The following is a 26,835-nucleotide window of genomic DNA, read 5'->3' on the forward strand; positions in this document are numbered from 1 at the left end:
TTGTATTTAGTTATAATTAATTTTTTAGATAACAATGTGAGTGGTTGATAGACCTTACCCTTTTTAGGGTTCACAATTTATATTACACAATGCTAGTATATTGTGTACGAGAGAGTGTTAGGACAATAACAATGATAAAAAAACGGATAACGACTTCACTTGCTGGCTTAGTTTGCGCTATGGTTTTTGCTGGGCATGTTAGCGCGAGTAATTGGCAACAAGAAAGTGGCAAGATAACGCATCAAGAACAATTACGTGGCTCAATAACACTAGAAAGAATGTGGTGGGATCTAATTCATTATCATCTTAATGTAAAAGTTGACCCTGAAACTAAGCTTTTTTCAGGTAAAAACATCATGACTTATAACGTGCTAGCTAAAGGTGAACGTTTACAAATAGAGCTACAAGCGCCAATGAAGCTTGAGAAAGTGCACCAAAATGGTAAAGCGCTTGAAGTAGAGCAAGATGGCTATTCTTATTTTATCACCCCAGCCAGTAAGCAAGAAATAGGCTCAGAGCAGAAGATAACTATGTACTTCTCTGGACAGCCCGTTACCGCAAAAAACGCCCCATGGGATGGTGGTATTACTTGGAAGAAAGACAGTAATGGTCTCGACTTTATTGCCACTTCAAATCAAGGCATTGGCTCTAGTATTTGGTGGCCAAATAAAGATCATCCTGCCGACGAGCCCAACAACGGCGTATTAATCAGTGTTGAGGTGCCAGAACATTTAATGGATGTGTCTAATGGCCGATTAATTAAAGTTGAACACAATAAAATTGATAAAACAAAAATTTATCATTGGCAAGTTGTCAATCCTATCAATAATTATGGGGTCAATATTAACATTGGTGACTATGTTCATTTTGGTGAAAAGTATCAAGGTGAAAAAGGTCAGCTTGATATGGACTACTATGTTTTACGGGAAAACTTAGCGAAAGCAAGAAAACAGTTTAAAGAAGCAAAACGAACCATTGAAGCGTTCGAGCATTGGTTTGGTCCTTATCCGTTTTATGAAGACAGTTATAAACTGGTGGAGGCACCATATTTGGGGATGGAACATCAAAGTTCGGTGACTTATGGTAATGGTTATCAAAATGGTTATTTAGGACGTGATAGAAGTAGCACTGGCCCAGGATTGTTATTTGATTTTATTATTGTCCATGAATCAGGCCATGAGTGGTTTGCCAATAACATCACCAATAAAGATGTTGCCGATATGTGGATCCATGAGAGCTTTACCAACTATTCAGAAAGTCTATTTTTAGAGTATCATTTTACCAAAGAGCAAGCTTTTGAATACGTTCGTGGTCAACGGATGAATATTGGTAATCAATCCCCTATTATTGGCGAATATAATGCTAATCGCGGTGGTTCTGGTGATATGTACGATAAGGGTGGCAATTTGTTGCATACCATTCGCCAAGTGATTAATAATGATGAAAAATGGCGAGAAATACTCCGTGGATTAGGTAAGGTTTTTTATCATCAAACAGTGACTACCCAAGATATTGAAAACTACATTAGCACACAATCAGGTATCGACTTAAGTAAGGTCTTTGATCAATATTTACGTGATATACGTATTCCCACTTTCGAATATTTTATCAAAGATAAAGTGATGAAAATTCGTTGGGGTAACGTGGTTAAGGGGTTTGATATGCCGTTACGCGTCACTATTGCCGGTAAAGCACAGTGGCTAGCACCAACAGCAACTTGGACTACTGTTGAACTTGAGCAGGAAAACCCAAATATAGCCGTTGATGCTAACTTTTATATTTCGACGCTTAGTGTTTTAGGTCATTAGTTTTAAAAATTAACGATATAAAATTAAAAAGGAGAGCTTATTGCTCTCCTTACACGTCAACGGTCAGTTAAATATTGCACTTAAAAAGCGTATTTAAAACCAACAGAAAGTAATTTAGTACCGTCATACGTTTCATAAGAGGCTTCAACGCTCACTTTTTTATTGAGGCTATAACCAACACCAGCACCGATGCCAAATTCCCATGAATCATCAGACGCTGATTCTCCACGGTAGCTTGCTTTGAGGTCTAAGTTTGCATAAGACGGCATTACATAAACATATGCGCGATTGTTGAAGTCATATTGACCACGCAAAGATAAAGCGAGTAAGCTTTCTACTTTAATTTTAGCACCGTAAAGCGAGTCGTCACCAACACCAGTACCGAGACGAAGTTCAGGCATCAAGTAAAAATTTTTCGCTGAATTTTCAATTTTATATGCCACTGAGCCATAGATAAAGTTCAAAGAGATATCGTCGCCATCAGAGCTATCAGATAACTGACCGAATCCACCGCCCACTTGCCAATCAGCAGCTACGGCTGTTAGAGATAGACTGAAAAGAGTGAGTGCGATAGCGGTTTTCTTAAACATAATAAATCCTTTATTTTATTTGGGTTAACTTTAGGTTAAATTAAGGTGAAAATTTCGCGGCAGAGCTTAACACCAAGATATTTTTTGTTCAATAATCTTTAATCAATTATGGTCTGGTACTTGGCAACTAATAAAATCAGTGGCAATATTTAACGATAAATAAACATTTTTTTATCTCTTCAAAGCCTTATTCTCTTGGACTTACAGGACTATTATTGTGGGTATTTTTTTTACCGGTTGCAAAAAGTTATGCAATAAAAAGTGAGAGCACAGCAAAGCTATGTCAGCGCTCGCCATCATCATGCCTAGTAAAAGTTAATATTGAATTAACCCAAGTACAGCCGAAAAGCCGTATTTGGTTTAGCTTAATGCAATTTAAATTGTCCTCACTATTTATTTTGCAACACAGTGATGAGCTTTACCAAGAAACAAAGCGTTGGATAGACGAGGAAGATCTACCGATCCCTTTTCAAGTCACTCTTTACATGTATTATGCTAAATCTCTACTTAGTCATGGCGACTTAGCAGAAGGTAAGCGTTATATTTATAAAGCAAAAGCACAATTAGCAACAATGAATGAAGTCTATCCATCTCCAATTAAACTTATTGAAATTGCCAACATTACAAATGTTTATTGGCGAGCTACCTGAAGCCTATGAGTCACTTATTGCTTTAAAAGATAAATATAAAAACAGCCGTAATCCGCAGTTTATGATGGAACTTTTCGGTCATTTAGGTCATGTTGCTAGGCAACTTGAATTGCATGATAAAGCGATTGCCCACTGGTATGCAACCGTTCCTTGGAGTTATAAATATGGTAATGAACAACAAATAGCGACAGTACATTTTAATTTAGCGCAAGCACAGCAACATGCAGAACAATTATCATTAGCTGAAAAAAGTTGCAGGGCGGTGATAAAGAACAAGCCGAGGAGTTATTACTGGCTATTAACGAAGAACTCTTAGCACCCAACCTGTTATTAAAGCTCAATGACCTTAAAGGTGAATTATAAAAACCTTTAAGGGGGAGTAGATAAAAAGCACGCTGCAAAAAGGTTTGTAAATCCTTATGGTGAATATCTCGCTTTCATAGTACAGCCCAATTTATTAATTGGGCTAAAATAATTTTATCCATTTCAATAGGCTGTTATTCCTGATATTTATCCACTATCATTGTCTTTAAAGAATGTAATCAGGTAATTCATATGTCAGCAGTTACGCAAAAAACAAACACCATCAAATCTAAAGCCGCAATTGCTTGGGGGCCAAATAAACCCTTAACAATTGAAGAAATTGATGTAGAACTTCCTAAAAAAGGTGAAGTTCTCGTTAAAATTATCGCTTCAGGCGTTTGTCATACAGATGCTTTCACGCTTTCAGGTGAAGATCCTGAAGGAATATTTCCAGTGATTTTAGGGCATGAAGGTGGTGGGATTGTTGAAAAAATAGGTGAGGGTGTCACCAGTGTTGCGGTTGGCGATCATGTTATTCCTTTATACACACCCGAATGTGGTGAGTGTAAATTCTGTAAATCAGGTAAAACCAATCTGTGTCAAAAAATTCGCGAAACCCAAGGTAAAGGCTTAATGCCTGATGGCACCTCGAGATTTTCATTAAACGGTAAAGTTATATTTCATTATATGGGCTGTTCTACTTTCTCTGAATATACCGTTTTACCTGAAATATCTTTAGCAAAAGTGAACCCTAAAGCACCGCTTGAAGAAGTGTGCTTATTGGGTTGTGGGGTAACTACCGGCATGGGCGCAGTCATGAATACGGCGAAAGTTGAAGTAGGCGATACCGTGGCTATTTTTGGTTTAGGTGGTATTGGCTTGTCGGCTATTATTGGCGCTGCTATGGCGAAAGCAAGCCGCATTATTGCGATTGATATCAACGAAAGTAAATTTGAGTTAGCTAAAAAACTGGGTGCAACAGACTGTATTAATCCCAAAGATTACGACAAACCTATTCAAGACGTTATTGTTGAATTAACCGATGGCGGTGTTGATTACTCTTTTGAATGTATCGGTAATGTTAATGTGATGCGTTCGGCCTTAGAGTGTTGTCATAAAGGCTGGGGTGAGTCTATTATTATTGGTGTTGCTGGCGCAGGGCAAGAAATTTCAACCCGCCCATTTCAACTGGTTACCGGTCGAGTATGGCGTGGTACTGCCTTTGGTGGTGTAAAAGGTCGTAGCGAGTTACCTGAATATGTTGAACGCTATCTTGCCGGTGAATTTGCTTTAAACGACTTTATTACCCATACCATGTCGTTAGAAAAAATTAATGAGGCCTTTGAATTAATGCACGAAGGTAAGAGCATTCGTAGTGTTATTCATTTTTAAACATCCATAAATATCTAAAAGTTGAACCATAATGTTAGAGAAAATTAGCAGTAATAAAATGTTTGGTGGCGTTCAAGAGCATTTTCAACACCATGCTGAAAGTCTAAAATGTCCGATGCGTTTCGCTATTTATTTACCTGAAGGTGCCAGTAAGCATTCACCAGTGCCGGTTTTATACTGGCTTTCAGGACTGACCTGTACCGATGAAAACTTTGTACACAAATCAGGGGGGCAGCGCATGGCATCAGCACTCGGTATAGCCATTGTTTGCCCAGATACCAGCCCGCGTGGAGCCGGTGTTGCCGACGATGAAAACCAGTCTTACGATCTAGGGTTAGGTGCGGGTTTCTATATAAATGCCACCCAGAAACCTTGGTCCACACATTATAAAATGTATGATTATATTGTTAATGAATTGCCAGCGTTAATTGCAGAAAATTTTCCGGTATCAAGTAAAAAATCGATCAGTGGTCACTCAATGGGGGGGCATGGCGCGCTAACTATAGCGCTAAAAAATCCTGATAAATATTGTTCGGTATCTGCCTTTAGCCCTATCGCTAATCCAATTAATAGCCCTTGGGGACAAAAAGCGTTTAGTGCTTATTTAGGTAATGATAAAGTCTTATGGCAACAACATGATGCAAGCGTGTTGATGAAAGCAAGTACACAGCATATACCGGCATTGGTTGATCAAGGTTTAGCCGATGACTTTTTGCAAGAGCAACTTCAGCCAGAATCATTGATTTCAGCGGCGTTGAGTAATAACTACCCACTAATACTTAACCAACATCAGGGATATGATCACAGTTACTTTTTTATCGCCAGTTTTATTGAAAGTCACTTGTTTTTTCATGCGAAACATTTGGGGCAATCTTAATGTTTACTGTTATTTCACCTGAACATTTTAAGACTATTCCATGGAAAAATGGCCAAGGTGAAACTATTGAATTAGCGATTAATGACGGCGGTACTTTAGCTGACTTTATTTGGCGCTTGAGTATGGCGAATGTTGTTGAAGATGGGGTCTTTTCTGATTTTTCAGGTTATCAGCGTAGTCTCATTCTCATTGCCGGTAAGGGTATTAATTTACAACACGATAATCGTAAAACTGATCAGTTGAATAATATCCTTGATGTCGCCAATTTTGATGGGGGTTGTCGAACCGTTGGACATTTACCTGCTGGCGAAATTACCGATTTTAATATTATTACAGATAAAGAAAAGTGCTCGGCCGTTGTGGAAACCTTGCTAGCTCGACAAACAGTTGAACTTAAAGCTGCAGACTTATGCTTTGTTTACAGTTTGTCGGGTCAATTCCAGTTAACGTCATACCAAAATCACCAAATAATAAAGGCAGGGCATTTATTGAAATTGAATACCCTTAAAGTAGGGGAGATGACGATTACCGGTCAAAAGCTGATTGTGGTTTATTTAATGTTAAACACTTAGGAAAAATTTAGTAACAGCAGGTGTTTATCGCTGAAAAGAGTCATTTAAACTTTTATTTCAGCGGTAATATTTTTTTTGTTTTAGAGTATGAACATACTAATAAAAATCCAATGCACAGGACGTTAAAATGAAAGCACACCATTTAGTCAAAATATTCGCCTTGTTGCTGATATTCTCACCGTTTGCTAATGCTGAGAATACTGCTGACAATAGCCGTAAGTTACCTATCGACGAAAGCTCAACCACGAAACATAGTACCAAGGTTAACGGTAACAAATTCGACTACACTGCCACTACAGGTACTCAACCCGTATGGGACAGTGAGGGTAATCCAACCGCCAGTTTGTTTTATACTTATTACCAACGCAGCGATGTTAAGAATAAAAGCGCACGACCTTTATTAATTTCTTTTAACGGTGGCCCAGGTTCAGCATCGGTTTGGATGCATGTTGCCTACACCGGCCCACGTGTTTTAAATGTTGATGACGAAGGATATCCATTGCAGCCTTACGGTGTTAAGACCAATGACTATTCAATTTTAGATGTTGCCGATATTGTTTTTGTTAACCCAGTTAATACGGGTTATTCACGAGTTTTACCCGACAAAGAGGGCAAGATGCCTTCGAAAGAACAACAAAAATCGATGTTTTTTGGTGTCAATGCCGACATCAAGTATCTAGCCGACTGGGTAAATACTTTTGTGACCCGGAATGAGCGCTGGCGTTCACCAAAATATTTAATCGGTGAAAGTTATGGTACTACCCGTGTTTCAGGCTTAGCGTTAGAACTACAATCACGTCAGTGGATGTATCTAAATGGCGTGATTCTTGTGTCGCCAACCGATATTGGCATTAAGCGCGACGGACCGGTAAAGGCCGCAAATCGCTTACCTTATTTTGCAGCTGCTGCCTGGTATCACCAAGCACTAAAGAGCGATTTACAGCAAAAAGACTTATTAGATATTTTGCCTGAAGTTGAAAAGTTTACTATTGAGCAATACATACCTGCACTCGCTAAAGGTGGCTTTATTAGCCCGGCAGAAAAACAGGCGATAGCTGAAAAAGTCTCTTATTATTCAGGACTTTCGGTCACTGAAGTATTACGCAGTAATTTAGATATTAGCGCTTCCTATTATTGGAAAGAACTATTACGTGATCGTGAGCAAACAATTGGTCGTTTAGATTCACGTTACTTAGGTATTGACGAGAAAACAACCGGATCACGTCCTGACTACAATGCGGAATTAACGTCATGGTTACACAGTTTCACGCCCGCCATTAATTACTATTTACGTGAAGAGTTAAACTATAAAACAGACATTAAATATAATATGTTTGGTGATGTACATCCGTGGGATCGCACTAACAATAATACCGGTAAAAACTTACGTTTAGCGATGGCACAAAACCCTTATTTAAATGTTATGTTCCAAGCAGGTTACTACGATGGTGCGACTAACTATTTTGATGCTAAGTACACTATGTGGCAGTTAGATCAAAGTGGTAAAATGCAAGACCGCTTGTCTTTTAAAGGCTACCGCAGTGGTCATATGATGTACCTTCGCTATGAAGATTTAAAAGCGGCGAATGATGATATTCGTCAATTTATTAAAGCATCTTTACCTGATAATAAACAAGCCGCTAAATATAAAGCTGCTTCGCCACGATAAATTATCTTAGCACTTAAAAGGAAGCCGATTAAGTTATCATTTACAACTTAATCGGCTAATATGTTATTCCTCTTCATCTACTTCTTTAAATCTTTTTGCCGCATCATTTTTCTTATAAACCTGCTCCATAATAGGTTCAAAAGAGTTAGGATGGATATTACCAATAATATTGACAAATACCGCCTCATTATCTGAAAGTGACAGTACAACTAAACCATCAATTACTTCACCGTTTGACTTGATGAACATCAGTGAGTAATCAGTTGATTCATCATCATTCATTCTTACTACATGTTGCCAACCATCGGCACGTAAATTATCTTGAGTTTCAATGAAATTATCTTTAAACAACTCACTGTTTTTTTCAACGTTATAAACACTTATACGAACACCATCTACGTCATCCAATAAAGCATCAATTTCTGGGTCTTCATCAGTATCAATAACCCAACGTGCTGTGCCAATAGCTAATGGACCTAAAGACAAGTTTATTTCGCTGTCAGCTCGCCACCAATAAGGTGATTCAATATCGGCATAGCCAGCATGACTGTGAAGTCCCCCTGCGGTAATGCCACAACCGGTTAAGAAAAAGCTTGCTGCAACTGCTAATAGCAAGGTCACTTTCTTTAAAAAATAGTGAGATAGTTTCATGGTTTACTCGTTATTTTAAGTCAATATCAATGTTAAGTGATTTGGTTACTTTATTAATTTGTGCCGGGTCTATTTCACCAACAATGTTAATAAATACCGCTTCACGACCGTCTTTATCACTTTTATTGTTAATAACCATAACGACTAAACCATCCATAAGGTCATCTGTGATTTTGGTGAATACTCGTACCTTTTCATCTTCTTCATTGACCGAGACAATAGGTAACCAGTTTTTAGATTGAATATCTTTGCTGACTTTTGCAATTAAATCTATTGCCGGTTGATCGCTACCTTTCATATTATAGATTTGTACACGAACGGCTTTTAACTTGCTGATTAATTCTGATGCTTCTGGATCAGACAGATTAATTTTGCTAATAAAACCTAACATGGTTTTATTTAAATTAACCATCACTTTAGGTTCACCATAAACTGAGTTAAGGCTGGCAAAGTCTACATAACCTCGCTCTTTGGTAATGTCGTCGGCAAAAGCTGAACTGCTCATTAATAATGATGAACTAAATAAAATAAGTGCTGATAATAATTTTTTCATGATGTTTCCTTAAAATGATTAAGCGGTTTAAATAAACCTTGGTTCAATGGTTGTTGTATATTTTCGTCAAATGTTTGCTTTATTTGCTCTGTTGATATTTTTTTAGCGAATGATATATATTGCAAAGCGATTGCTAACTCTTGTTCTGCATGTTGTATTTCTGCCAGTGATGGCTGTTTATCTATAGGATCACTTAGCATATGGGTGTTGAGTAAAGCGACAGCGGTAACTGTTGCGGCTAACGCACTGAGTTTTTTCCAGCCAGGCGTAAAGTAGCCAAAAATCACATGACTGCTTGTTTCAGTTTTGCTAATGCCTTGTAACTTGTTTTTCAAATCAGCTGATAAAGGCTGCAAACCTATGTCATTTAAATGTTGTTCAATATGTAACGCTGTTTCCAACTCAGCAATTTGTTGGTTACTAAGTTGTTCATTAGTTGATTCACTGCTCTCGTACAATACTCTTGCTAGCACACGGGTGTCAGCTGAAAGGTCATTGTTCGCTAAAAAATCATCTAATGGTTTCTGCCATGATTCTTTATTATTCATGGGTATACCCCTTTAAATTATTTCGCAATTCACGTCGTGCACGATGTAAATAGACTTTTACTTGGCTGGTGGTTAAGTTAAGTGATTTCGCCGCAATACTTTGGCTGTTTTGTTGTACATCACATAACATAATCAACGAACTATAGGGTTCGTTTAAACAAGCAATCGCCTCGCTTAACCAACGACTTAATTGTTGGTGCTGTAAATTCCCTGCCGGTTCTTCATGTTTTTGTGTCACTTGATGCTCTTCTTCAACTTGGCTGAATTCCTTACGCTTACGCAATTTATCAATACAAGCATTACGGGTTACCGTAGAAAGCCAAGCCGATACTTTTTCAATATCTACTTGTTGGATGTTATTCCATAAACGCGTAAAAACATCTTGTGTAATATCTTCCGCTTCATGTTTATCACGTAAAATATACAAAGCTAACGAATAGATTCGTTGCTGATGTTGTTCGAGTATTTTATTAAATTTATTTCCTTTCATAGTTATAATTACGCACTACTTTGCGAAAGGTTACAAATTAAGTATCTTATTTTTAATTTATTATTAAAAAGAGTCGCCAAAGTGATTGGTATGATAAGTAGATTCAATATAACTAATAGGGTAGGGTTTCTTGAAATAAATTGGTTAATCAATGTGTTATTGTTAAAAAATCAATCTGCGGATAAAGTGATATTAAGTTAAAAAATTTTTATGAATAAGCATAATTGAGTCGATTAAAGACAATTTTTAGTGATCGCAATTATAATTGCGACAGGTGATTTTTATATTTTATTGAATTTTAGGCATAAAAAAACCGATGAAAACAAGTTCATCGGCTGGATAGCTTTGGGGAAGCTAAAATATAAAATTATTACAACAGGTGCTCACTAAAAGAGAACAAAAGCATTATAGAGTAACAACTCTATAAGTGTAAAGTAAAAAGTGAAGTAATTACTCAGTTTTTTGTTTTTTTCGGTTTTTGGTGCTTTTAGTAGTTAATCTTGTCGGGAATGAGAATATTCGCGGTATTCTCATTTAGGGGGAGATTCTCATTTATATACATCAATTGAGATCATAATTTCATTCCCTGCTTGTAATGCTCTAGAGCCAATAGCAGATGACCCTAAAGTCAGTCAAATTAACCTATTTTCAGGTAGTCATTTTCTTTAGCTCTAACTTTTATTCTGGTGTTTCAATAACCTTTGCTCTAGAAATGCAAGTCATTACTTGGTTCTATGCAATTCAGTTGAAGTATATTTTAAACTACTATATACGATAGTGTTATCAACAACATCAAAACCATAGCTGTCGCCAAATGGGTGTGTTTCTATTATTTTTTTTGGTTGATTAATATTCGATATGTTCAATACTTCTGTATTATTTGGAATTTGGTATAACTTGCCATTGTTAATTTTTGTATCACGATTAACCGGGTGATTAATTTGACCAATATACGTAGGTAGCTGCATATCTGAAAGCATGAGCTTAATTGTTGTTTGATGAAGCTTTCTTTCGTTATCTACTAGGAATATCTCTACTTCTTTATGATTATCTATCAAAATGCTTTGCCAATGACTTGCTAGTGTTTTTAGCGCTTCACCCTTTTGGTTGTAAAATGTAATAAGTGACTGATCAACGTCATGGTGAGTAACGGCAATCACATTTTTGCTTACCCAAACGGCTGATCGAACTCTGTTGTCGAGGTGAATTGTGCTTGGCTTTGATGTATTAGGCGTTTTTTTCAATTCGAAAATGTGTACTCGGTTTGCTTCTGTTGCTAATAACTTCGTGTCATCAAAAGAAATATCTAAATTACCGAATACTTTGTAGTTTTCGAATGCCGATATTGCTCGGGGGCTATTGTCACCTTGCTGAACGTAAATTTGCGCTTGTCCATCTCTTTTTGAAACAAAGGCAAGTGCAGGTTCGCGGTGAAACAGCTTAGGTAACATGTCGTATACCGTCGAATTATTAATTGAATACTCGCTCTTTGTTAACCAATCAATGCTGAAGTTTCTGATATTAGTTCGATAGATTAAATTTTTGCCATCAGGGATCCGTGCCATATCACAGCATAGATACTCACTTGAGCTTATTGTTATGGCTGGCTTTTGTTTTTTTACCGAATTTATTGCCATTAGTTTCTGAGCTGGTGGAGGTGTTGTGTAAAAAACACCTTCACCATCATGTTGCCATATAGCGTTACGAACAATAGCTGCGAACGTATGGTAGTGCCTTTGTGCATAGTTTTCTATATTCAGTTGGTAAAGCGATGATGAGTCATCATAATTCTTAGACAGCAGTAATATGCGGGTTTGCTGGGGGTTAATATCGAGTCGGCTTAAGATAGCGTTGTCATTTATATTAAGTGGTACTTGTTCAATACCGGGTTTAAAGAAGTTGAAGCTATAAAGCGCGGGGTTATTATGTCCGGATGATTTTGCAATCATAAAGAACTGGTTGTTTTTTATGGCGGCTATATCATAAATTCGCCAATTATTTATGTTGACCATGCTTTGGCTTAATAAGTGAAGTTTGTTAGCAACTACTTGCCCGCGCATTATCTGCTTTTTACCTTTGTTGCGCACCAACAATACAATTTCATTACTATTTTCCCATTGAACTATTTGGTCAATATGTTCAAAGCTGTGCAGTATTTCGCTTAACTCGTTGCTGTTAAGTGCTTTTATCCATAATTTATCTATACCGGCTTGGCGTGTTAAAAAGGTTAAGGTTTTTCCATTTTGGGCAATAAAAGGTGAAAATTTATTTCCAGCCATGCGCGTTAATGTCTGTATATCGGTGGCATTTTCTTTATCAATCGCGGTGTTTGAAAACAAATACTTCCAGCTAAGCAGCGATAAAACGATTACAGCAATGACGAGAGAAAAAGTTAATAGGTGAAACTTAGCAGACAATTTTTTGAGCGATGAATTTGGCAAATTAGTTTTAGCATTGCGCTGTGAATTGTTTTTTTGATGACTTTCCGATTGAGTTACGGGACAAATAAAACGATAACCTAACTTAGGCACGGTTTGAATAAATGTTGGAGATTTCGCGTTATCATTTAAAGATTTACGTAAACTGGCAATTAATTTATTGAGAGTGTTTTCACTTACGATCGAGTTTTTCCAAATTTTTGTTAGTAGCTCTTCACGTGAAATTACCCGATCAGTATTCACACAAAAGAAACATAGTACTTCGAACATTTTTGGATCAATTGAGATAACTTGTTCTTGGTAAAATAATTCTACGGTGTCGATTGATAATCGAAATTGACCAAAATAATACTGCATTTTCACGCTACTCAGAATTTTTCTAAGAGTATATTGCCACCTAACTGATATCAATACCATGGCCAGCGTTTTTAGTTTTTACCTGTTTCGTGCAAAAACCAACCAATGCCACATATTTACCACTATATTTTCACCCTTTATTCATTACTTAAGGCAGTAGAACCCTTAACTTGTATTGCAATTAAACACGATTATCAGGAAAACAAATGAACATTCTAAAAATTATATTAATAACATTATGTTTTTGCCTATCTATAGTAAATTCGAACGCTAACGCGCAAACGATAACTTATGGTGATGGTGAGTTATTTCAAGGAAAATATGGCAAGTTGTATTTTGAAGCGGAGGGACAAGGAACACCTGTAGTCTTAATTAATGGTGGGCCAGGAGCGGGTCATGCAGTTTTCTTAGGTTGGTTTGATTTTCTACTGAAGAATGGTTACCAAGTTGTCTACTTTGACGAAACGGGACGAGGTCGAGCCACAAGGGAAGTAGTAGGTAAAGCGTTAACTCCCCAAATGGGCGTAGATGATTTAGAAAGTTTGCGACTGCACTTAAAAGCAGACAAGTTAATTTTATTAGCTCACTCTTATGGTGGTATTCAAGGACTGCAATATGCGTTGCAATACCCACAGCACGTAGAAAAATTGATTATGGTTGACGCTTCCTATGATGCGAAAAGCCACCAAATGAATATTGACCATGTAAAGCACGTTACTAAAACTAAATATCCAGAACGTTGGGAGCAGGTATTAACCTTAAGAGCAAACAAGGTAAAATCAACTGACAATCGTTATAGCAAATTGTTGTCTGTTGGCTCTGATATGTATTGGTATGATCTAAAAAAGCGTAAAACAATGCGTAAAGTACGCACCGGTGACAAACGCGATGGCTCAAATATCCAAGTTTATTTTGACATTATTGGTGATGATCCTGAATGGCAAGTAAATGGCACTTTGTCAGGATTACAAGTTGAGTCAAAGCTGAAAGCGTTTAATGTACCCACTTTAATTATTGGTGGTCGACATGACAAAATTACCACACCTGAAATAGTACATCGACTTTATTCTATGATGCCAAAAAATATCGCGATTAAGGTGATGTTTGAAAAAAGTGGTCACTGGCCTTGGGTAGAAGAAACGGAGAAATTTGAATTAAGCATTACAACATTTTTAACGAATGCACCCAATGAATCATTAACGAAATAATTACCTAAGCAATAGCGACAATAGAGCAGGAGTTTACCTTATGAAGAACAATAAATTCAGTTTGTTAGCCGTACTCATGGCAACATTATTTAGCACAACCAGTATCGCTTTACAGCAAAACCAATTGGCTGATTTTGCCCTTGATGAACTTAAAGCATCGGCCAATCTCGTTGGGCTATCAGCAGTATCTTACAATCAGAAAGGTGAAAAGTGGTCACGGTATGTAGGTTATGCAGATAAAAGTGCCAAGCTTACCCTTTCTGTAAAAACAGAGTTTCGTTATGCCAGTGTTTCAAAATTTGTCACTACAGGTTTATTGGCAAAGTTAGTGAGCGAGGGGAAAGTAGATTTAGATGAAAGTATTTATACGTATATTCCTGACTTTCCCAAAAAGCAGTATGACTTTACTATTAGGCAGCTGGTGACGCATACGGCGGGGATCCCACACTATCAAGCCTTACATGACTTTAATATTGATTACAGCTCAACGCCTTATACAAGTGTACAACAAGGAGTGAGCTTATTTGAAAATAGATCATTATTGCATAAGCCCGGCAGTGAATATCATTATTCTAGTTTTGCGTTCAACTTATTATCATTAATAATTGAAAATGCAGGTAAAAAACCTTTTCTTGAACAATTGACTGATATGACATCAATGTTAGATACAGATTCAATAAAAGCTGAACATTTTGACGCGCCAAACAACAATTGGTCAAAGCTTTACAATAGTAACGGTGATAGCCTTAATCGCAATAATATTGGCTATAAATGGGCGGGTGGTGGTTTAATTGGCACGGCAGCTGATCTTGCTAAATTTGGTGTGTCGCTGCTAAATGATGACACGATTAGTACACAAACCTTGCAGCAATTTAACATCCCTCAAACGTTTGATAATGGTGATGAAATTAAAGTGTCTCGTAGTTTTATGGGGGTTGGTTGGCGCATCAAGGAAAATCGTTTTGGTCAACAGCACTTTCATCATTCAGGTAGCATAACTGGCGCACGTTCGCATGTAAGTGTTTTCCCGAAAAGCAATGAAAGTATGGTTCTACTGACCAATACCCCTTGGGTTGTTGCTTTAGATGAAACCGCTGCCAGTTTGCAAATCTTAATTAATGCTCAGCCTGAGAAAAAGTGTCAGCTAACGCAAGCACATTTTGGCAATAAAACATCAAGAGTAAACCTCTCTTTTACTGAAAAAGATGGCATGTGTATCGCTGATATTAAATTAGGTAAAAAATTAACGAACACTCTTGCAGGTAATACAGATAAAACAAAATTTAGTTTAATGATGACAACTGATGACAAAGTTGCCCTTATTACGCCAATTGGTATATTTCAGGGGACAATGAACGACAATAAACTGAGTTTAGAAATACTTGCTAAGTTGCATGAGTTTATAATCAAAGATCCCACAAGCTAAGGCAAAATCTGGCAGTAAAGCAGCTATTAATAAATGATGTTTTACTAGCTATTATGCAAAAAATAGCATTTCCGTTTTTAAATAGATAAAAGTGATTGCTGATGCATCTGCCAATACTTTTAAAGTAGCGCCTGAGGAAATTCTCATTTAGGTCGAGAATTGACGAAAAAAATAATTATCATATACCACGCTAAGTGTTTGATTTCACATTGCCTCGATTCTCATTCCCGATGAGATTAACCATTAGTGGTTATGTGTGAGTCGTCACAAATAATAAGAAATGCGTCACACGATTAGAAAATTTAACATTTAAGTTACACTTGAGATTATTTTTGTAACTCGACAATGATCCAATAAGGTCAGCAAAGATACGAAAGCTGACGTTAGCCTTGGCTTCACTAACAACAAAGCCAACATTGCGGTTATTCGCCTTTTTAAAAATTAGATAAAATAGACTATTAGTACTATGCCGTTATCGCCCCAAAGCGGGTTGCATTTGATACACGGTTAATTGAACGTTCGGATTTTATCCACCTAATTAACTTACATTTGATAATAGATAAACAGTATAAGCAGAAATGCATGGCCATACGCCCTTTAAATCACTGAACAGTTCACCCTTAGCTATAAAATCATGAGAATTATTCATCAATTAATGAAATAAAACCATTTTTATTCATCAAATTAATCAAGTATAAAATACACACTTCTTAATTCTAAACAAGATTACAGTCGATTCCTAAATATATTACGAGGGAAGAAATAAAAAACTGTGATGGAAAATTTAGTTAGAGAAAAAAGTTTAAGTTTTTACACTAAATTGGGTAACAGATCGCCATGAATAAAAATTTTACATTCACTATTAAAAACATTCTTCTCGATGAAAACTATCAACCTTCAGACAATACACGTATTACAACCAACTTTGCTAATTTGGCTAGAGGAGAGAGCCGGCAACAGAACTTGAGCAACGCTTTAAAGATGATCGACAATAGTTTTAATGCTTTAGCGTATTGGGATAATCCCAGAGGCGATCGTTATTCTGTCGAGCTTGAAATCATTTCTGTTGATATGAATATTGAGGGCAGTGACCAAACCTTCCCATCTATTGAAGTATTGAAAACGAATATTGTTGATCATCAAACTAATGAACGCATTGAAGGCATTGTAGGGAATAACTTTTCTTCTTATGTGCGAGATTATGATTTTAGTGTATTGCTAGGTGAGCATAATAAAGGTCAAAGCAAATTTAGCATTCCAGATGATTTTGGCGTTCTACATGGCAATCTATTTAAACATTTTGTCAACTCAACTATTTATAAACAGCATTTTAATAAGTCACCTGTTATCTGTCTGAGTGTTTCGGATAACAAGACTTATAATCGAACTCAAAACCAACATCCTTTATTAGGTTTTGAATATTTGCCCAATGAATCATCTTTGACTGAGCAATACTTTAAAAAAATGGGCTTACAGGTGCGTTATTTTATGCCGCCTAACAGTGTTGCGCCTTTGGCTTTCTTCTTCTTTGGCGATTTACTTAATGATTACAGTAACCTTGAGCTTATAAGTACCATCAGCACGATGGAAACGTTTCAAAAAATTTACCGACCTGAAATTTATAATGCGAATGCTGTTGCAGGAAATTGCTATCAACCAAATTTGAAGAATCTGGATCATTCATTAACCCAAATTGTTTATGATCGAGAAGAGCGCAGTATGTTGGCCATTAAGCAAGGGAGATTTGCTGAAGAGCATTTTATCAAACCATATCAAACCATGCTTGAGCAGTGGTCTGCTAATTACGCTATTTAATTAACTCAAAGGTACAACACATTTATTATGAAAACACATATTTTGAAAGCACATGTTCCGAAAACCCTAGGCCAGAAAATATTACTACCCACTTCAACGGCAGGCAGTTTACCTAAGCCCTCGTGGCTTGCAAAACCAGAAGCGCTATGGTCACCGTGGAAATTACAGGGTCAGGAATTAATTGACGGAAAACACGATGCGTTACGTGTGTCATTGCAAGAGCAGCAACAAGCAGGTATTGATATTGTCAGTGATGGTGAGCAAACACGCCAACATTTTGTTACTACGTTTATTGAGCACCTGACCGGCGTTGATTTTGAGAATCGCAAAACCGTTAAGATTCGTGATCGTTATGACGCGAGTGTACCGACAGTGATTGGTGCAGTTTCTCGACCAAAGCCGGTGTTTGTTGAAGATGCAAAGCTTTTACGCCAGCAAACTAATAAACCTATTAAATGGGCTTTGCCAGGCCCAATGACGATGATAGATACACTTTATGATGACCATTATCAAAGTCGCGAAAAGCTCGCATGGGAATTTGCTAAAATCCTTAATCAAGAAGCCAGAGAGTTAGAAGCCGCGGGTGTTGATATTATTCAATTTGATGAGCCTGCATTTAATGTGTTTTTTGATGAGGTTAATGATTGGGGGATTGCTTGTTTAGAGAGAGCAATCGAAGGGCTTAAGTGTGAAACCGCTGTGCATATTTGCTATGGTTATGGCATTAAAGCCAACACAGATTGGAAAAAAACGTTGGGGTCTGAGTGGCGACAATATGAAGAAGCTTTTCCAAAACTGCAAAAATCTAATATCGATATTATCTCGCTCGAATGTCATAACTCCCATGTTCCAATGGAGCTACTTGAACTTATTCGAGGTAAAAAAGTGATGGTAGGTGCCATTGATGTGGCAACTGATAGCATTGAAACACCTGAGGAAGTCGCCAGTACCCTACGAGAAGCACTCAAGTATGTAGATGCTGACAAGCTCTATCCTTGCACTAACTGCGGTATGGCTCCTTTGTCTCGTGATGTAGCAAGGGGAAAACTAAAGGCTTTAAGTGCAGGCACAGAAATCGTCCGAAGAGAACTTTCCACCCGTAACTTATGAATAACCATGAGTAACAAGTCAATAACTAAGCATTAACGAAGAGGTATATTAATTTTACCCAAGTTACTTTTGATGGTTAAAAATAATAGAGTCATACTGTTTGCAATTACCTCTTGAATTGATAGTAAGGTCTTTGTGGTTCTTAAAACAATAAAAAAGAAAAATAGAAGTAGTATCTAATGAGTATCATTGAATTGATAACAAATAATATCTCTACCTTTTTGGCATTGGCTGGCACGGGTGTATTCGCAGGAATTTTAGCTGGTTTGTTAGGTGTAGGTGGCGGTATTGTCATCGTACCTGTGCTGTTTTTCTTGTTCCAGAGCTTTGGCGTGTCATCAGAATCCGCGATGCTTGTTGCAACAGCAACCTCACTGGCTACCATAGTACCAACGTCGATTAGTTCAATACGTTCTCACAACCAAAAAGGTAATGTTGATTTTGCCCTACTCAAGCGTTGGGCTCTATTTATTCTTATAGGTGTCATGGGTGGTAGTTGGTTAGTGACTCGCGTTGACGGTACTATACTTACTATGATGTTTGGGATGATAGCGGTTTTATCGGCACTAAATATGTTATTCAGAACTGGAAAATCCGCTCTGTATCAAAAATTTCCTGGTAAAGCAGGACAAGCAGTAATAAGCACATTCATTGGTTTTTTCAGTTCAATGGTTGGGATTGGCGGCGGCACTATTTCAGTTCCACTACTGACCCTGTATAGCTATCCGACTCACAAGGCAGTTGGCACAGCTGCGACAATAGGATTAATTATTTCGTTACCCGCTACGCTCACAATGCTGACTTTGGGTAGTACACCAAGCGATGCGCCAGCTGGTACATTTGGCTTGGTCAATATATTTGGCTTTCTTTGTATTGTGCCGCTAACGGTATTATTCGCACCGGTAGGGGTATCACTGGCCGCAAAATTAGATGCGGTAAAACTCAAAAGAATCTTTTCCTTAGTATTACTATTGACTGGCTTACGTATGTTGGTGCAACTTCTCTTATAAACTTTGTTTCTATCCAAATGGTAAATTATTCGATTGATGAATAAGAATAATATGACTTCATCAATCGATGAATTTAGTTCATCATCAAAGCTAGAAGTTCATCATTAAAGCTAAATATAGGAGTTAACCGATGTTAGAAAGGATCCATTTAGAAATACTCACTGCAATCAAAGATCATGGAACCCTAACTAAAGCGGCTAATTCGTTGCACTTATCCCAATCTGCGTTAAGTCACAGTATCAAAAAACTAGAGGGGCAGCTTGCTACTCAGATATGGAAAAAAGATGGTCGAAACTTACGCCTTACACTTGCTGGAGAGCGCATTCAAACGCTTGCTAATAGAGTATTGCCTCAGTTTTTACACACGGAATTATTATTAAATCAAATTTCCAAAGGTGAGATGGGTGCATTACGAATAGGAATGGAGTGTCATCCGTGTTATCAATGGCTACTCAGGGTTATACAGCCATATCTAGAGCAGTGGCCTGACATTGATATGGATGTGAAACAAGAGTTTCAGTTTGGGGCTTTAGGTGCATTACTTAGCTACGAAATAGATGTACTTATTACACCTGATCCGCTTTTTAAGCCTAAAATAGACTACATACCTGTTTTTGAATATGAACATAGACTGGTAGTTTCCGAGTCTCACAAACTGGCACAACAAGATTTTGTGTTACCGGAGCAACTAAGCGATGAAAACCTATTTAGTTACCCTGTAGAGCCACTTAGACTCGACATTTTTAGTCAATTTCTTAACCCTGCAAAGTGTTCAGTAAAGAAACATAAATACATTGAAACAACTGAGATCATGTTGCAAATGGTCGCTGCTGGCAGAGGTATTTGTGCCTTGCCCGGCTGGCTAGTGGATGAATACTCAAAATCAATGCCTATCAAAAGTATTCGCTTTGGAAAGAAAGGAATTAGTAAACAGATTTTCGTCGGTATCCGCAAGGACGAACAAAAAATTGATTACCTAAGTGATTTTATTGCTCAAGCTAAAAAAACAAAATGATCAATGAGTGTAGCTTTGAGGGATCGTTTTGAAGTGTCCTTCATAACTTTAAATTACCCGTAGACTAACCATATAATAGACTTTAAGGGATTTTCGAGTAAAATCAATGTCTATAATGTGCATAAATCAGCCCCACAATAAAGCATTAAATTTTGACTAGCGTTGCCATAAATATGATCATGATTCTACAAAAGCGAATGTCAGCAATAGGCTCTGAACTGGCGTTAGTAACTAAAAAGCTAACTTCCGCTTTTGGCTATCAGTTGACCTAAGGAATAAACAGTAGTTAACGTCAACAATGCCGACTTTCCTGACTGCAATACCAAAATATCATCACAGTAGGAAACTGACAGTTCGCGGTTGGTAGGTCATATAAGGCGTCTTTTTTGTTGCGGAAAACTTAATAAAGTATTTATTGAAAACAGTCTAACAGAGTCTACTTTTAGCCAAAGCATCAACAGATAAACAACGTTATCAGCAGATTTGCCTGAGCGCTAAGAAAACTTACATTATATTAAAGCCAGTGCTCTTAGATGTTGAATTGAAAGTATTGTCGATCTTAAGGTTTGCTTGTTCAAATAGGTCAGCCGTTAGTGATGATAAGTTTAAGATGTTTGTCACAGAATCCATTCGATGTCTCTTTTGGTTTTTTACGTTGTCTAGTTAACCAGTATTTACCACATTGAGACATCGTATAATTTAAAATTATTATCATTTTTTATTATATTTGAATCACGAAACTTGAGTTAGTTTTATACAAGAATGTTTAGTTGTTATTTTAAACTTATAATACGACCTTTTTACGTTGCTCTAATAATCCCATGGCGAGTATAAAAGGGTTCTCCTTTTGCTGCGCTATAAAATTAGCTTTGCTTTGTAAATTAAGCCAATGATGGCTGATCAAACTCTGCGCCACTGCACCACCTAAGGTAGCACCTGGGCCCAAAATAATAAGCTTATCGGGCGCAAACTCTTTAATGGCTACCTCGATCGCTTTTGAAAAGTTATAAGGCTCTACCACTTGTGTCTTAAGCGTGTAGTTATGTAATTGCTCAACATCGCAACTATAAGGTTGCCAAACTTTGCCTAAGCCATCAATTAACGGTATTTCAGGGGCATTAAACAGTTGTGCGGGCAATAGTTCCACCGCCCGTTTTGAAACATCACTTAGCAGCGGTGTATGAAAAGCTGCATGGTTAAATAAATTCATTGGATAACGGTCTTGCACCACAGGCAGTAACGCTTCTAACGCTTTCAAACCGGCCTTGTTACCACCAAAAACTATATAACCACCTAAATTAATCGAGACATAAACTTCACAATCTCTTTGTTGATTTGCTTGTGCTAACCATTGCATAACCTGGTGTTCTTGTTCTCGCTCAATATTCCACTCATCGTTAATGATTGGATAAATCATTTGTCCACCAATCACACCTTTTGTCATCATCGAACCCATGGTATTAATTAGCTTAATAGCTTGTTTGGGTTTTAATGCGCCAGCAACCGCTAATGCTATATACCAACCCATAGAGTTGCCAGTAACCGCGACAATATCAAACTCGTCTTTATTAATGGCTTGATAATCTGATAATGCACAAGCATAAATAAGTGCCGAAGCATTTTCACCGGCAGTATGGGTAGGCATGCTGTAATTTTCCATACCATCAAGTTCAGAAACTTTCATTTGCCCTTGACTGTCACGAAAATCATCAATTAATGAAACTATTTCTGTTTTATCACTATGAAAACGCTGTAAATACCCTAGTTCTTCTTTATTGTATGTACCTCGGCCAGGGCAAATAATTACCACTCTTTGCTTTTTCTTATTCATGGCTTTTACTGGTGATTTATCGGTATTTTTTATTGACGAACTCATTGGCAAATCTCCTTCGCAGCATCGACAATATTCTTAACCGATGGTAATACCTCATAGGCTGCAGCGCCTAGAGGAATAAAGCTATCACTTGCGGTAACGCGTTTTATTTTGGGGCATTCACTTGTTTTCTCATGAATTAAAGTCACTAGCGCTTCACTAATTGAGCCCGTTTGACGACATTCATCAACAATAAGCACATGCTCACAATCATTCACTTGCGCCAAAATACCTTTTTCATCTAATGGTGCTAACCAACGTAAATCAACAACACGTGCATCAATTCCCTGCTCTGCTAATTTTGCTTGTGCTTGGCGCGATAAATAATTGCCATTGCCATACGTTAAGATACACAGTTGTTTGCCTGAGCCAGCAACCTTAACGCCTAAATCGATACTGCTGTCTGCCAATTCAGGAGGCTGATACTCAAAGGTCCATAAACCATCACCTTCTTGGTGTAAGTCTTTCGCCATGTAAAGCGCTATTGGCTCTAAAAATATCACCATACGTTGTTGCTCTTGTGCTAAACGTACACTGGCGCGCATCATTTCAACTGCATCGGCACCATTTGACGGACAAGCGATGATTAATCCTGGAATATCGCGAAAAACGGCAAAAGAGTTATCATTATGAAAATGACCACCAAAACCTTTTTGGTAGGCCAAACCCGCAATGCGGATCACCATGGGATTAGTAAATTGCCCATTTGAGAAAAACGGTAATGTCGCCGCTTCGCCACGAATTTGATCTTCAGCGTTGTGCACATAAGCTAAAAATTGAATTTCAGGGATAGGTAGAAAACCGTTGTGCGCTAAACCAATAGCGGTACCTAAAATCGTTTGCTCATCTAGCAAGGTATTAATCACCCGGCTTTTGCCAAACCGTTGACATAACTTTGCCGTAACGTTATAAACGCCGCCTTTTTTGCCAATATCTTCACCGCACATAACAATACTGGGATATTCAGCCATTAAGTCCATCAATGCCCAGTTAATCAATTTTGCTAAATGCTGTTTTTTAGGCAGGTTATGTTTCTCATGTTTAAAAATTTCTGCGCGAGCTTTATCGCTAACTAACACTGAACTACGTGCTTTAGTCAGACTAGGTATAATGCTTGCCATTACGGCATCTGCACTGGCCAGTTTTTCTTTGCTAGCGGCATTTTCAGCAATAACTTCAATGCGCTTTTCAACGTTTTGATAAATATCGATCAGCTCTTCAGCCGTTAAGATATTGTTTTCTAAAATAATGCGCGCGGTGTGTAATAAAGGGTCTTGAAACTCTGTTGCCGTAATGTCAGCAATATCACGGTAAACAAACTCAGCATCAGAGCCCGCATGCCCCAGAATACGCACAGTGCGGATATGTAAAAACACGGGTTTACGCAATTCTCGAGCAATTCGTTCTGCTTCTTTGGCAGTTTTATAGGTATCTAAAATATTCAAGCCATCACAATAGAGATAAGTTAAACCGGCTCTATTTTCATAATTAGCGGCGATCCAGCCTTCCGGTGTAACCGTTGAAATACCAATACCATTATCTTCACAGACAAAAACAATTGGCATAGGAATAGACTGATAAGCCGCCCAAGCTGTGCTGTTAATTGCCCCTTGTGTGGTTGAGTGATTCGATGAAGCATCACCAAAATTACAAATAATGACGCCATCGTCTGGTATTTCTCCTTTATGCGCTAAACGTTTTGCTAACGGAATGCTGTATGCAGCGCCCATCGCTTTAGGCAAATGCGACGCTATGGTGCTAGTTTGTGGCGGAATAGCGAGCGCTTTACTGCCAAGCACTTTATGACGACCGCCAGAGATAGGGTCATCTTTTGATGCCGCAAATGACAATAGCATGTCATATAAAATCGTTTGTCCTGGTACTTGCTTACTGCGCTGAATAACAAACGCGCCACTGCGATAATGCAAAAATGCCATATCTGTCGGACGAAATGCCTTGGCATAAGCAGCATTACCCTCATGACCTGAGCTACCAATAGTATAAAAACTTTGACCTTTTTTCTGCATCACACGTGATTGCAAATCAAGGTGGCGACTCATTACTTGGGTTTCAAATAGATCAATAACTTCAGCTGAACTTAATCCAACATCACTAGGAGTTAAAGTACAAGTTGATTCAGGTAAGGTTTGGGCGCGAACAAAGTTAATAAAATTTTCTTTCACCAGCTGATTACGATCAGACATGATATCTCCACTAGGAATTATTATTATTGTGTTTTAAAACTAATGCGATAGGGCTATATGAAGCATCAAAAAAAGCGTAAATAAAAGGCGTATTAAATACGCCTTAATCAGTGTTTTAGTAAAATGCTTGTAAGCCAGTTTGTGCTCTACCTAGTATCAGGGCATGCACATCATGAGTACCCTCATAAGTATTAACCGCTTCAAGGTTCATCATATGGCGAATAATATGATACTCATCGGCAATACCGTTACCACCGTGCATATCACGAGCCGTGCGAGCAATTTCTAATGCTTTACCACATGAATTACGTTTGATTAGCGAAATAGCTTCGGGTGCTAATTGATCCGAATCCATTAAACGCCCCACTTGTAAGCAAGCTAATAAACCCGTGGTGATATCAGTTTGCATATCGGCTAATTTTTTCTGAATTAACTGTGTTGCTGCCAAAGGACGACCAAATTGTTCACGGTCTAGTGTGTATTGTCGAGCACCATGCCAACAAAATTCTGCAGCACCTAAAGCGCCCCAAGCAATGCCATAGCGTGCTTTGTTTAAACAACCAAATGGGCCAGATAAACCCTTAACATTTGGTAACATATTATCGCTAGGTACAAAAACGTTATCCATAACGATTTCACCGGTAATGGATGCTCGTAACGAAAATTTACCTTCAATTTTTGGTGCACTTAAACCTTCCATGCCTTTTTCTAAAACAAAACCACGAATCACGCCATCAAGTTTGGCCCAAACCACAAAAATATCTGCAACGGGAGAGTTCGTGATCCACATTTTATTACCCGTAATGCGATAACCGCCATCAACCGCAGTAGCATGTGTAGTTAAGCTACCTGGATCTGAGCCTGAATTAGGCTCAGTTAAACCGAAACAACCAATGTATTCACCAGATGCTAGTTTAGGTAAATATTTCATCCGTTGCTCTTCACTGCCGTAAGCATATATTGGATGCATAACTAGAGATGATTGCACGCTCATCGCACTGCGATAACCACTATCTACACGTTCAACTTCTCGTGCAATTAAGCCGTAAGTAACATAATTCACGCCTGCACAGCCATATTTTTCAGGTAATGTAGCGCCTAATAAGCCCAGCGCACCTAGTTCGCGCATAATTTCAACATCAAACTCTTCATTTCGGTTAGCCATTAATATTCTTGGCATTAATTTTTCTTGGCAATATTGATGAGCACTGTCACGGATCATTCGCTCCTCTTCAGACAATAAAGATTCCAATAAAAGTGGATCTTGCCATTTAAACGAGGGACGGTTTGCACTGCTTGAATGAGACATGAAATTACCTGCTAAGCTGAGAAATAATTAAGTGCAAAAATAATAAGCAAATACTAGCCAAAGTTAAAATATTATTTTCCTTTAACTGATATAGTTTAAAGCTATAACTAAGTTAACTAAGTTTATTATGGATTTAAAATCACTCAATTATTTTATTTCAGTTTATGAGTTAAAAAGTTTTAGTGCTGCTGCAAAAGCGTGTTTTATCGCCCAGCCTTCAATATCTGCAGCAATAGCACAACTTGAGGAACAACTGAAAGTGAAACTTTTTATTCGTCATGCACGTGGTGTAACGCCTTCAGAGCAAGGTAAAAAATTATTTCCATTGGCCAAACAGCTGTTAGGGCAAGCAGGCGCAATAAAAAACGTTTTTTCAGAAAAAACCCATAAGCAACCTTTTAACTTAGGCGTTACCCGCGGCTTAGGTGTTGAACGTATGAGCTTATTATTAAAAGAATTCACCTCAGCAAACCCTTCTGTCGAATTGACTTTAGTGCCACATACTGAAAATGTTGATGCACGTATTATTCTAAAAGATGAATTACAGGAAAATGAGCAGTATATAGACATGTGGCATGAAGATTATTTACTTGCCGTACCTTATGATCATATATTTGCCCTCGAAGATACCGTCACAATTCAGCAGTTAGATGGCTTACCTTTTATTCAGCGCATGCCTTGCAGTGCTTGGGATCACCTACAAGACACTTTAGCCATCGCCGGTATTAGTCTCGACGTACGAGCAAAAATCACCACCATAGATTATGCACTTGGCTTGGTACATGCTGGTTTAGGCTGCGCATTTTTACCCGCACACAGTGAAATTATTAAACGCAGTGACGTGGTATTTAGGCCAATTGTCGGCTTACAACTCACTCGAGAAATTGTATTAGCATACACAACATCGTCAAAAGCCATCAATAACTTAAAGCGTTTAGCTCGTAAACATGCCCATTAGACATTGCTG

23 protein-coding genes are annotated in these 26,835 nt (G+C 37.9%); 14 read left to right on the forward strand and 9 right to left on the reverse strand.

Annotation, left to right across the window (positions count from 1 at the left end; translation table 11 throughout):
- Positions 1–131: 131 nt before the first annotated feature.
- The gene (locus H4J66_RS12470; RefSeq protein ID WP_220463297.1) at positions 132–1,808 is read left to right on the forward strand and encodes a M1 family metallopeptidase; all 1,677 of its coding nucleotides are present in this window, start codon (positions 132–134) and stop codon (positions 1,806–1,808) included.
- An 80-nt stretch (positions 1,809–1,888) separates the two neighbouring features.
- Here the strand turns inward: H4J66_RS12470 and H4J66_RS12475 are convergent, their stop codons facing one another.
- Entirely contained in the window at positions 1,889–2,398 is a 510-nt protein-coding gene (locus H4J66_RS12475) for an outer membrane beta-barrel protein (RefSeq protein ID WP_182175181.1), read from the reverse strand.
- Positions 2,399–2,613: 215 nt separating this feature from the next.
- On the opposite strand from H4J66_RS12475, the gene H4J66_RS12480 reads away from it, so the two are divergent.
- From H4J66_RS12480 to H4J66_RS12505, 6 genes are all read left to right on the forward strand, one after another.
- Positions 2,614–3,048: a hypothetical protein gene (locus H4J66_RS12480; RefSeq protein WP_182175184.1), complete on the forward strand. Its 435-nt coding sequence runs from the start codon at positions 2,614–2,616 to the stop codon at positions 3,046–3,048.
- A complete protein-coding gene (locus H4J66_RS12485; protein ID WP_182175187.1) occupies positions 3,011–3,364 on the forward strand; it encodes a hypothetical protein in 354 nt (117 codons plus the stop codon). The genes H4J66_RS12480 and H4J66_RS12485 overlap by 38 nt, the downstream gene beginning before the upstream one ends.
- Positions 3,365–3,603: 239 nt before the next feature.
- Positions 3,604–4,743 (forward strand): S-(hydroxymethyl)glutathione dehydrogenase/class III alcohol dehydrogenase, encoded by a 1,140-nt coding sequence (locus H4J66_RS12490; RefSeq protein WP_220463298.1) that lies wholly within the window; start codon positions 3,604–3,606, stop codon positions 4,741–4,743.
- A gap of 31 nt (positions 4,744–4,774) precedes the next feature.
- The gene (fghA, locus tag H4J66_RS12495; protein ID WP_182175190.1) at positions 4,775–5,620 is read left to right on the forward strand and encodes an S-formylglutathione hydrolase; all 846 of its coding nucleotides are present in this window, start codon (positions 4,775–4,777) and stop codon (positions 5,618–5,620) included.
- Positions 5,620–6,192: a HutD family protein gene (locus H4J66_RS12500; protein ID WP_182175193.1), complete on the forward strand. Its 573-nt coding sequence runs from the start codon at positions 5,620–5,622 to the stop codon at positions 6,190–6,192. Before fghA ends, H4J66_RS12500 begins: the two co-directional genes overlap by 1 nt.
- A gap of 127 nt (positions 6,193–6,319) precedes the next feature.
- Positions 6,320–7,861, forward strand: coding sequence for a S10 family peptidase (locus H4J66_RS12505; protein ID WP_182175195.1), 1,542 nt, complete (start codon positions 6,320–6,322; stop codon positions 7,859–7,861).
- Between the two features lie 63 nt (positions 7,862–7,924).
- Here H4J66_RS12505 and H4J66_RS12510 read toward each other — a convergent pair whose 3' ends face one another.
- From H4J66_RS12510 to H4J66_RS12530, 5 genes are all read right to left on the reverse strand, one after another.
- Entirely contained in the window at positions 7,925–8,512 is a 588-nt protein-coding gene (locus tag H4J66_RS12510; RefSeq protein WP_182175198.1) for a DUF4252 domain-containing protein, read from the reverse strand.
- Positions 8,513–8,522: 10 nt separating this feature from the next.
- A complete protein-coding gene (locus tag H4J66_RS12515) occupies positions 8,523–9,065 on the reverse strand; it encodes a DUF4252 domain-containing protein (RefSeq protein WP_182175201.1) in 543 nt (180 codons plus the stop codon).
- The gene (locus H4J66_RS12520) at positions 9,062–9,613 is read right to left on the reverse strand and encodes a hypothetical protein (protein ID WP_182175204.1); all 552 of its coding nucleotides are present in this window, start codon (positions 9,611–9,613) and stop codon (positions 9,062–9,064) included. The genes H4J66_RS12515 and H4J66_RS12520 overlap by 4 nt, the downstream gene beginning before the upstream one ends.
- Positions 9,606–10,103 (reverse strand): RNA polymerase sigma factor, encoded by a 498-nt coding sequence (locus tag H4J66_RS12525; RefSeq protein WP_182175207.1) that lies wholly within the window; start codon positions 10,101–10,103, stop codon positions 9,606–9,608. Before H4J66_RS12525 ends, H4J66_RS12520 begins: the two co-directional genes overlap by 8 nt.
- A gap of 722 nt (positions 10,104–10,825) precedes the next feature.
- Positions 10,826–12,898, reverse strand: coding sequence for a winged helix-turn-helix domain-containing protein (locus H4J66_RS12530; protein WP_182175210.1), 2,073 nt, complete (start codon positions 12,896–12,898; stop codon positions 10,826–10,828).
- Between the two features lie 206 nt (positions 12,899–13,104).
- Here H4J66_RS12530 and H4J66_RS12535 point away from each other — a divergent pair, with 206 nt between their 5' ends.
- From H4J66_RS12535 to H4J66_RS12560, 6 genes are all read left to right on the forward strand, one after another.
- Positions 13,105–14,106, forward strand: a complete 1,002-nt coding sequence (locus H4J66_RS12535; protein WP_182175214.1) for an alpha/beta fold hydrolase — start codon at positions 13,105–13,107, stop codon at positions 14,104–14,106.
- Positions 14,107–14,146: 40 nt separating this feature from the next.
- A complete protein-coding gene (locus H4J66_RS12540) occupies positions 14,147–15,532 on the forward strand; it encodes a serine hydrolase (RefSeq protein WP_182175217.1) in 1,386 nt (461 codons plus the stop codon).
- 837 nt (positions 15,533–16,369) lie between these two features.
- On the forward strand, positions 16,370–17,347 hold the full coding sequence (locus tag H4J66_RS12545; RefSeq protein WP_182175220.1) for a DUF1852 domain-containing protein: 978 nt from the start codon (positions 16,370–16,372) through the stop codon (positions 17,345–17,347).
- A 27-nt stretch (positions 17,348–17,374) separates the two neighbouring features.
- Complete coding sequence (locus H4J66_RS12550) at positions 17,375–18,457, forward strand: methionine synthase (protein ID WP_182175223.1); 1,083 nt, start codon at positions 17,375–17,377, stop codon at positions 18,455–18,457.
- Between the two features lie 179 nt (positions 18,458–18,636).
- Positions 18,637–19,467 (forward strand): sulfite exporter TauE/SafE family protein, encoded by an 831-nt coding sequence (locus H4J66_RS12555; RefSeq protein WP_182175226.1) that lies wholly within the window; start codon positions 18,637–18,639, stop codon positions 19,465–19,467.
- Between the two features lie 130 nt (positions 19,468–19,597).
- The gene (locus H4J66_RS12560; protein WP_182175229.1) at positions 19,598–20,482 is read left to right on the forward strand and encodes a LysR family transcriptional regulator; all 885 of its coding nucleotides are present in this window, start codon (positions 19,598–19,600) and stop codon (positions 20,480–20,482) included.
- 784 nt (positions 20,483–21,266) lie between these two features.
- Here the strand turns inward: H4J66_RS12560 and H4J66_RS12565 are convergent.
- The 3 genes from H4J66_RS12565 to H4J66_RS12575 form a co-directional block, all read right to left on the reverse strand.
- On the reverse strand, positions 21,267–22,358 hold the full coding sequence (locus H4J66_RS12565; protein ID WP_182175232.1) for an ACP S-malonyltransferase: 1,092 nt from the start codon (positions 22,356–22,358) through the stop codon (positions 21,267–21,269).
- Positions 22,355–24,559, reverse strand: coding sequence for an alpha-ketoacid dehydrogenase subunit alpha/beta (locus H4J66_RS12570; protein WP_182175235.1), 2,205 nt, complete (start codon positions 24,557–24,559; stop codon positions 22,355–22,357). The genes H4J66_RS12565 and H4J66_RS12570 overlap by 4 nt, the downstream gene beginning before the upstream one ends.
- Before the next feature lie 115 nt (positions 24,560–24,674).
- Positions 24,675–25,868: an acyl-CoA dehydrogenase gene (locus H4J66_RS12575; RefSeq protein WP_182175238.1), complete on the reverse strand. Its 1,194-nt coding sequence runs from the start codon at positions 25,866–25,868 to the stop codon at positions 24,675–24,677.
- Between the two features lie 127 nt (positions 25,869–25,995).
- Here H4J66_RS12575 and H4J66_RS12580 point away from each other — a divergent pair, with 127 nt between their 5' ends.
- A complete protein-coding gene (locus H4J66_RS12580; RefSeq protein WP_182175241.1) occupies positions 25,996–26,826 on the forward strand; it encodes a LysR family transcriptional regulator in 831 nt (276 codons plus the stop codon).
- The last annotated feature ends 9 nt before the right edge of the window (positions 26,827–26,835 follow it).

It is taken from the genome of Colwellia sp. MB3u-55 (genome assembly GCF_014076785.1).
Lineage (GTDB): Bacteria > Pseudomonadota > Gammaproteobacteria > Enterobacterales > Alteromonadaceae > Colwellia_A.